9 protein-coding genes are annotated in these 8426 nt (G+C 74.1%); 5 read left to right on the forward strand and 4 right to left on the reverse strand.

All coding sequences use genetic code 11. The annotated features are described in order from the left end of the window. The first annotated feature begins 3 nt into the window (after nt 1-3). Together MHY29_RS10035 and MHY29_RS10040 are read left to right on the forward strand one after the other, a co-directional pair. A complete protein-coding gene (locus tag MHY29_RS10035; protein WP_224356336.1) occupies nt 4-1665 on the forward strand; it encodes an L-lactate permease in 1662 nt (553 codons plus the stop codon). 80 nt (nt 1666-1745) lie between these two features. Continuing rightward, entirely contained in the window at nt 1746-2474 is a 729-nt protein-coding gene (locus tag MHY29_RS10040) for a FadR/GntR family transcriptional regulator (RefSeq protein WP_224356335.1), read from the forward strand. Between the two features lie 21 nt (nt 2475-2495). Here MHY29_RS10040 and MHY29_RS10045 read toward each other — a convergent pair whose 3' ends face one another. Then, a complete protein-coding gene (locus MHY29_RS10045) occupies nt 2496-2993 on the reverse strand; it encodes a DUF456 domain-containing protein (protein WP_224356334.1) in 498 nt (165 codons plus the stop codon). Between the two features lie 105 nt (nt 2994-3098). On the opposite strand from MHY29_RS10045, the gene ald reads away from it, so the two are divergent. Further along, nucleotides 3099-4241 carry an alanine dehydrogenase gene (ald, locus tag MHY29_RS10050; RefSeq protein WP_224356333.1) on the forward strand — a complete coding sequence of 381 codons (1143 nt, stop codon included), beginning with the start codon at nt 3099-3101 and terminating at the stop codon, nt 4239-4241. A gap of 36 nt (nt 4242-4277) precedes the next feature. Here ald and pdxT read toward each other — a convergent pair whose 3' ends face one another. From pdxT to MHY29_RS10065, 3 genes are all read right to left on the reverse strand, one after another. Next, the gene (gene pdxT, locus MHY29_RS10055) at nt 4278-4910 is read right to left on the reverse strand and encodes a pyridoxal 5'-phosphate synthase glutaminase subunit PdxT (RefSeq protein ID WP_224356332.1); all 633 of its coding nucleotides are present in this window, start codon (nt 4908-4910) and stop codon (nt 4278-4280) included. Then, nucleotides 4907-5851: a pyridoxal 5'-phosphate synthase lyase subunit PdxS gene (gene pdxS, locus MHY29_RS10060; protein ID WP_224356331.1), complete on the reverse strand. Its 945-nt coding sequence runs from the start codon at nt 5849-5851 to the stop codon at nt 4907-4909. Before pdxS ends, pdxT begins: the two co-directional genes overlap by 4 nt. 114 nt (nt 5852-5965) lie before the next feature. Beyond that, complete coding sequence (locus MHY29_RS10065) at nt 5966-6811, reverse strand: CoA ester lyase (RefSeq protein ID WP_224356330.1); 846 nt, start codon at nt 6809-6811, stop codon at nt 5966-5968. 89 nt (nt 6812-6900) lie between these two features. Between MHY29_RS10065 and MHY29_RS10070 the strand changes: the two genes are divergently transcribed. Both MHY29_RS10070 and MHY29_RS10075 read left to right on the forward strand, forming a co-directional pair. Further along, on the forward strand, nt 6901-7767 hold the full coding sequence (locus MHY29_RS10070; RefSeq protein WP_239240872.1) for a hypothetical protein: 867 nt from the start codon (nt 6901-6903) through the stop codon (nt 7765-7767). Nucleotides 7768-7776: 9 nt separating this feature from the next. After that, nucleotides 7777-8426 (forward strand): fumarylacetoacetate hydrolase family protein (locus MHY29_RS10075; RefSeq protein ID WP_239240893.1); only part of this gene is annotated, 650 nt, incomplete at its 3' end.

An 8426-nucleotide genomic window follows, 5' to 3' on the forward strand; every position in this document is an offset into this window, starting at 1 on the left:
CCCGTGCACACCTTCACCCCCACCCCCGATGCCGCCGGCAGCGTCGCGCTCTCCGCCGCGCTCGGCGTCCTGCCCCTGCTGACGTTCTTCGCCACCCTCCTCGGCCTGCGCCTCAAGGCCTGGCAGTCGGGCCTCGCCGCGCTCGTGGTGGCCCTGCTCGTGGCCGTGCTGGGCTTCCACATGCCGGCCCACCTGGCGGCGCTGGCCGCCGCCCAGGGAGCGACCTTCGGCCTGTTCCCGATCGTCTGGATCGTCGTGATGGCGCTGTGGTTCTACCAGGTCACCGTGCTCTCCGGGCGATTCGACGACATGCGCGCGATCTTCGACTCGCTCGGCGGCGGAGACATCCGCATCCAGGCCGTGCTCATCGCGTTCTGCTTCGGCGGCCTGCTCGAGGCCCTCGCCGGCTTCGGCGCCCCCGTGGCCATCACGGCCACCATGGTGCTCGGCCTGGGTGTGCCCCCGCTGCGGGCGGCCACCGCCGTGCTGCTGGCGAACACCGCGCCCGTGGCCTTCGGCGCCGTGGGCACCCCCATCACCACCGCCGGCACGCTCACCGGCATCCCCGCCTCGCACATCGGCGCGATCGTCGGCCACCAGGCCCCGTTCGTGGCCGTGTTCGTGCCGTTCCTGCTCGTGTTCATCATCGACGGGCTGCGTGGCGTGCGGCAGACGTGGCCGGCACTGATCGTGATCGGCGCGAGCTTCGCCGTCGCCATCTGGCTGGCCTCGACCCACTTCTCCTACGAGCTCACCGACGTCGTGGCCTCCCTGGTCTCCCTCGCCGCCGCCGTCCTGCTGCTGCGCTTCTGGCGGCCTCGCGGCGCCGAGGAGGCCCGCCAGCGCCTCGACGCCCCCGCCCGCGCGGCGGCGCAGGACCTCACCCCCGGCCGGATCTTCATGGCCGTGCTGCCCTACATCGTGGTCGTGGCCGTGTTCGCCCTGGCCAAGCTGGTCCCCCCGATCACCGCGGCCCTGAACTCCGTCACCGCGAAGATCCCGTGGCCCGGGCTCGACGGGCACCTCGTCAACGCCTCCGGCGCGCCCCTGGCGAGCACCGTGTACAAGTTCGAGTGGCTGGCCTCCCCCGGCACGCTGCTGCTGATCGCCGGTCTGATCATGGCTGTGGTCTACTCCCGGTTCGACCACGACGGCCGGTTCCCGCTCTCGGTGGGGAACGCGCTCGCCGAGATCGGCCGCTGCTTCGCCCGCATGCGCTGGTCCGCCCTGACGATCGTGATCGTGCTCTCCCTGGCCTACGTCATGAACTTCTCGGGCCAGACGGTCGCCATGGGCACGTGGGTGGCCGGCCTGGGCGCGGCCTTCGTGTTCCTGTCCCCCGTGCTCGGCTGGCTCGGCACCGCCGTGACCGGCTCGGACACCTCCGCGAACGCCCTGTTCTCCACGCTGCAGCAGACCGCCGCCACGAACATCGGCGCCGATCCGGCCCTGCTGGTGGCCGCCAACACCTCCGGCGGCGTCGTGGGCAAGATGATCTCCCCGCAGTCCCTGGCGATCGCCGCGACGGCGGTCGGCATGGAGGGTCGGGAGTCCGAGATCCTGCGCCGCGTGGTGGTGTGGTCGCTCGTGCTCCTGCTGGCGGTGTGCACGCTCGTGTACCTGCAGTCCAACGTGCTGGCATGGCTGTTGCCGGCAGCGGGCTGACCACCTGCACCACCGGAGCGGGGCGGCGTCCGTCGGTAGGATGGACGGTCGCCGCCCCGCCCCCCTCGGAAGGTCCGCCCATGACCGCTGCCCCCGCCTACACCATCGTGCTCGACTGGCTCGAAGCCGAGCTGCGCTCCGGCGCCGTGGCCGTGGGGGACAAGCTGCCCGGTGAACGCACCCTGGCCGAGCGCTTCGGCATCTCCCGGGCGTCCGTGCGGGAGGCCACCCGGATGCTCGAGGCCATGGGCCTGATCCGCGCCAGCGCCGGCTCCGGGCCGAACTCGGGCGCCGTCGTCGTCTCCGAGCCGTCCGCGGCGCTGGGCTGGGCGCTGCGCCTGCACATCGCCACCCGGTCCCTGCCGATGGCCGACGTCGTCGCCGCGCGCGTGCTCCTCGAGACCGATGCGGCGCAGGCGGCCGCCGCCACCTCCGGCGACCCCGAGAGCGTCGCCGTCCTGGCCGAGGTGGAAACCCTGCTGGACCGGATGGACGACCCCGCGCTGCCGGAGGAGGACTTCCACCTGCTCGACACCGAGTTCCACGTGCGGCTGGCCACCCTGGGCGGGAACGTCGTGACGGCGATGATGCTGGACTCCCTGCGCCAGGCGACCATCGGCTACGTGACCGAGACCGTGGCCGGGCTGTCCGACTGGCCGGCCGTCCGCGCCGGTCTGCAGGCCGACCATCGCCGGATCCTCGCCGCCTCCGCCGCCGGGGACGGCCGGGCGGCTGCGCAGGAGCTGCGGGAGCACGTCCTCGGCTTCGCCGCCCTCGCCCAGACGGGCAGGGTGCCCGCCGCCGGGTGAACCGGCGGAGGGTCCGGCGGCTCAGGCGGTGACGCCGTGCACCAGGGCGCCCACGCCCACGGCGGTCAGCGAGCCCAAGGCACAGCAGAACTCCACGAGCATGCCCACACCCATGGCCGTGAGCGCGCCGATCGAGCTGCTCAGGGCGGTCCGGGCGTCCCGGGTGCGGGCCCACTGGGAGGCGAACAGGCCGACGGCGAAGCCGAGGAACAGCCCCGCCACCGGGATCACGAAGAACCCGACGGCGGCGCCGGCCACCCCCCACAGGATCGGGCCGCGGGTGACGCGTTCACGCCGCAGCCGCCGACCGGTGAGCACCGCGGACGCGCTCAGCCCCGCCACGGCGAGACCGGCCGCGATGAGGCCGAACGTCCAGGACGCGGGGGAACCCAGCAGCGCGGCCCACCCGAGAGCCGTCACGAGGTTGAGCAGCGAGCCGGGCAGGACGGGGTACACGGTGCCCACCAGCCCCACCAGGAGCAGGAGCACGGCCACGAGGGAGATCAGCGCGGGAGTCACCGCACCAGTATGACGGGACGGGCACCGCGGTGACGGCGGCATCGGCGACCGCGCAGCGGCCCCCGCGCCCTCGCCGGAACGGGCCGGATCGGCTAGATTCGCCGCATGTTGGTCGCCGTGCCCACCGAAGTGAAGAACAACGAGTTCCGTGTGGCCCTGACGCAGGGCGGGGTCCAGGAGCTGGTGCGCGCAGGCCACCAGGTCCTCGTGCAGTCGGGGGCCGGCGTCGGCTCCGGCGCCTCGGACCAGGACTACCGCGACGCCGGCGCCGAGCTGGTCGACGACGTCGACGAGCTCTGGGAGCGCGCCGAGCTGGTCCTCAAGGTCAAGGAGCCGCAGCCGGAGGAGTACGGCCGCCTGCGCCGCGGCCAGGTCCTCTTCACCTACCTGCACCTGGCCGCCTCCCCTGCGTGCACGCGCGCGATCCTGGACGCCGGCACGACGGCGATCGCCTACGAGACGGTCACCCGCGGCCGCGCCCTGCCGCTGCTGGCCCCCATGAGCCAGGTGGCCGGCCGCCTGGCCCCCGCCGCGGGCGCCTACCATCTCCTCCAGCCGCAGGGCGGCTCGGGTGTGCTGATGGGCGGCGTGCCCGGCACTCGCCGCGCCCGGGTGGCCGTGATCGGCGGAGGCGTGGCCGGCGAGGCGGCGGCCGTGATCGCCGCGGGCATGGGCGCGGACGTGACCGTCCTGGACATCTCCCTCGAGCGGCTCGCGCAGCTGGACGCCGTCCACCAGGGCCGGATGCGCACGCTGGCCTCGTCCCACCTGAACATCGGCGAGACCGTGGCGGACGCGGACCTCGTGATCGGCTCCGTGCTGATCCCCGGCGCCGCGGCCCCGAAGCTGGTGACCGCCGAGATGGTGGAGTCCATGCGGCCCGGCTCCGTGCTGGTGGACATCGCGATCGACCAGGGCGGCTGCTTCGAGAACTCGCGGGCCACCACCCACCAGGATCCGACGTACCTCGTGGGGGACAAGATCTACTACTGCGTCTCCAACATGCCCGGCGCCGTGCCGCAGACCTCCACCGCTGCCCTGACCAACGCGACGCTGCCCTACATCAAGCGCATCGCCGACCTCGGATGGCGCGCGGCGCTGGCCGCGGACGAGGGCTTCGCCGGGGGCCTCAACGCGCACGACGGCGTGCTCACCCTGTCCTCCGTCGCCACGGCTGTGGCCGACGAGCTCGGCCTGGACCCCCAGAAGGACGTCCGCGTCACCTCCGAGGTGCTCGCGGAGGCCTGAGCCCCGCGCCCGTCGCGCGCGGAGCCGGCCGGCCCCTCAGAGCCCCGCGAGGAACGCCCGGTGGAAGGACCAGTCGCCAGTCACCTCGGGGTGGAAGGCCGTGGCCAGCAGGTGGCCCTGCCGCACGGCCACGGGCAACCGCGCGTCGCCGTCGAGCCCCGGGTCCGCCGCGGGCAGGGACAGGCGCGACGCCGGCACACTCGCCAGGACCTCGACGCCCTCCCCCGCCTGGACGACGGCGGGGGCGCGGATGAACACGGCGTGCACCGGCTCCGCCGCGACCGCGGGGACGTCCAGGTCCTCCTCAAACGAGTCGACCTGCGCGCCGAAGGCGTTGCGCCGCACGGCCACGTCCAGCACGCCGAGACCGCCCTGATCCGGCGCCGGGTTGCGGATCTCGCGGGCCAGCATGATCAGCCCCGCGCACGTGCCGTAGGCGGGCAGGCCGTCGCGGAGGGCGGCGATGAGCGGGTCCTTCAGCCCCATGATCCGGGCGAGGCGGTCCATCACGGAGGACTCGCCGCCGGGCAGCACGATGCCGTCCAGGCCCTCGAGGTCCGCGGGGCGGCGCACCGGGCGCGTACGCGCGCCGAGGGACTCGAGCACGTGCACGTGCTCCCGCACGTCGCCCTGGAGGGCGAACACGCCGACGGTCTTCTGTGGACTCACCAGCCGCGCTCGGCCAGGCGGTGCGGGGCGGGCAGGTCGCCCACGTTGATGCCCACCATGGCCTCGCCCAGGCCGCGGGAGGCCTCGGCGACCGCCATCGGGTCGTCGAACTGGGCGGTGGCCTTGACGATGGCGCGGGCGCGCTCGGCCGGGTTGCCGGACTTGAAGATGCCGGAGCCCACGAACACGCCGTCGGCGCCCATCTGCATCATCAGGGCTGCGTCGGCCGGGGTGGCCACGCCGCCGGCGGTGAACATCACGACGGGCAGGGCGCCGGTCTCGGCGACCTCGCACACCAGTTCGTACGGCGCCTGCAGCTCCTTCGCGGCCACGTACAGCTCATCCTGGGCCAGGCCCTGGAGCTGGGCGATCTCCTTGCGGATGGTGCGGATGTGCTTCACGGCCTCGGAGACGTCGCCGGTGCCGGCCTCGCCCTTGGACCGGATCATGGCCGCGCCCTCGGTGATGCGGCGCAGGGCCTCGCCGAGGTTGGTGGCGCCGCACACGAAGGGAACGTCGAAGTCCCACTTGTCGATGTGGTTCACGTAGTCCGCCGGGGAGAGCACCTCGGACTCGTCGATGAAGTCCACCTTGAGCGCCTGCAGTACCTGGGCCTCCACGAAGTGGCCGATGCGCGCCTTGGCCATCACGGGGATGGACACGGCCTCGACGATGCCGTCGATCAGGTCGGGGTCGGACATGCGGGCGACGCCGCCCTGGGCGCGGATGTCCGCGGGGACGCGCTCGAGCGCCATGACGGCCACGGCGCCGGCGTCCTCGGCGATGCGGGCCTGCTCGGGGGTGACGACGTCCATGATCACGCCGCCCTTGAGCATGTCGGCCAGGCCGCGCTTGACGCGGGTGGTGCCGGTGCCGCGGGCGCCGTCGTCGGCGGCGGCACCGGTGGAGGCGGAGAAGGACTGCGCGCGATCGTCGCTCATGGTGGCCTCTTCATTCAGGTCGCGGGCCGGGCATGCCGAGGCGGCCGGCCGATGCTGTCAGGGGATGCCCTCCATCATCCCACGTCGGACGCGGCCGCCCGACGCGTTGCGGGATCAGGCGTTCCAGAGGCCGTAGGAGTCCGCGAGGTCCGCGATCTTCTCCGCGCGCCGCAGGCGCGGCAGGTAGGAGCCGTCGCCCACGGCGGCGCCCGCGGCGTGCTTGTCCAGCAGGTCGTGCGCCCACGTGAGCTCGTCCTCGGACGGGGACAGCGCCCGGTTCACCCACTCCACCTGCCCGCGGTTGAGGCAGAGGCGGCCCGTCATGCCCATGGAGTGCGTGACCTCGCTGGACGCGGCCACGGCGGCCTCGTCGTCGCCGGCCCCGGGGGGTCCGTCCACGGCGCCGGGCAGGCGGCCCACGCGGGAGGCGATCACCATGCGGGAGCGGGCGTAGGCCATGGCGAGGGGGTCCTCGCCGACGCCGACGTCCTTGCGGAAGTCGTTGACGCCGAACGCGAGGCGGAAGGTGCCCGGCGCCTTGGCGACGGCCGTGGCGTTCTCGATGCCCAGCGCGGACTCGAGGAGCGCGATCACGGGGGTGCCGGCGCGCAGGCGCATCGCGGTGAAGGTGACCTGCTCCGGCTCCTCGGTCTCCGCCAGGACGACGCCGCGCACGCCGGAGAGACCCTCGAGGGCCTCGAGGTCGCGGGCCCAGTGCTCGGAGGTGGTCGCGGAGATCCGCACCCAGGCGGTCATGCCGCCGGAGAGCGCCTCGATCACGTTCTGCCGCGCCGCGTCCTTGTGCTCCTCGGGGACGGCGGCCTCGAGGTCGAAGATCACGGAGTCCGCCTCGGAGGCCAGGCCGGGGGCGAAGTCCTCCGGACGGGCCGCGTTGACGAGCAGCCAGGAGCGGCTGAGCTTGGCGGGCAGAGCGGCGGCACGGCGGTTTCTCACGGGCATGGCTCCATGCTATCCGGGGCGCCCCCGTAGGCTGGGCCCAGCATCCGCCCGTCCGGCGCCGTCCGCGCCGCCCGCCCCGAGAGGCCCCCATGCGCATCCGTCCGACCCCCCGCGTCCGTCTGGCGGCCGTCCTGGCGACGTCGGCGGCGCTCACCTCCGGCTGCGGCGCGCTCACCGGCCAGGGCCTCGACGAGCCGAAGGAGCTCACCGTGCACCTCACGGTGCCCCGGGCGGACGCGGCGTCCTCCTTCGAGGGCCGGCCCTACGGCTGCGACGACCTGCTGGTGCCGGTGACCACGGCGCCGTCGTCGGGCGTGGACCACGGGGACGCGGCGCTGGACTTCCTGTTCTCCGACCTCCAGGGCGAGCATGGCGACCCGGCCCTGCAGAACGCAGTGAAGGCCACGGCGGACACGCTGCACCCCACCGGCCACCACCGGGACGGGTCAACGGAGGTGTTCACGTTCGACGGCACGGTGACGGCCGAGGACGAGTGCGCGGCGCAGCGGATCCGCGCGCAGCTGCAGGAGACCGCCCGGGCGCAGTCCCCGGTGCCGGACGTGCGCCTGGAGGTCGGGGGGCGCCCGCTGGACGAGGTGCTGGGCCTGCCCGCGCTCTCCCTGGGCGACCCCGTCAAGGGCGGGGCCGCCTCGACGCCCCGGGCCACACCGACGCCGGAGTCCACGCCGTCCCCGACCGCCACGCCCACCCCCACGCCGACGACGGTCCCCGAGAGCTCCGCCTCCCCCACGCCGACCTCCGCGTCCCCGACGGCGACCCCGGCCCCCTCGACCTCCGCCGCGCCGAGCACGACCGGGCCGTCGAGCGCCTCCCCCACCGCCGAGGCCTCGAGCGCCGCCCCCGCGAGCGCGGACCCGGCGACCCGCGGCGTCCGCCGAGGGCGGAGCGGTGGACGCCGCAGACCCCCTTCCCCGGCCGTCGCGGATCGTATATGATCCGGGACTATGACGCAGAACACATTCCCCGCGACGCCCTCGGTGACCGAGCACGACTTCACGGCCCGGCAGAACCGCCCGGGCAAGGTCCTCGCCCTTCACCTGAACTACCCCTCGCGCATCGCCCAGCGCGGGCGCTCCCCCCAGTTCCCCGGGTACTTCATCAAGGCCGGCACCTCGATCGCCCGCTCGGGCGACGCCGTCGAGCGCCCTGCGGGCACCGAGCTGCTCGCCTACGAGGGCGAGATCGCCCTGATCATCGGCCGCACCGCCCGCCGCGTCCGCCCCGAGGAGGGCTGGTCGTACGTCTCCGGTATCACCGCCGCCAACGACTGGGGCCTCTACGACCTGCGCCACGCGGACAAGGGCTCCAACGTCAAGAACAAGTCCGGCGACGGCTACACCCCGCTGGGCCCCGCCGTCATCGCCGCCGCGAACCTCGACCCGGCCGCCCTGCGCGTGCGCACCTGGGTCAACGGCGCGCTCGTCCAGGACGACACCACCGAGGGCCTCGTCTTCCCGTTCGGCCAGCTCGTGGCCGACCTCTCCCAGCTGATGACGCTGGAGGAGGGCGACGTCATCCTCACCGGCACCCCCGCCGGCTCCTCCGTGGCCCAGCCCGGCGACGTCGTCGAGGTCGAGGTGGACGCCCCCACCGC

The sequence above is a fragment of the Micrococcus sp. ACRRV genome, from assembly GCF_022346985.1.
GTDB lineage: Bacteria > Actinomycetota > Actinomycetes > Actinomycetales > Micrococcaceae > Micrococcus > Micrococcus porci.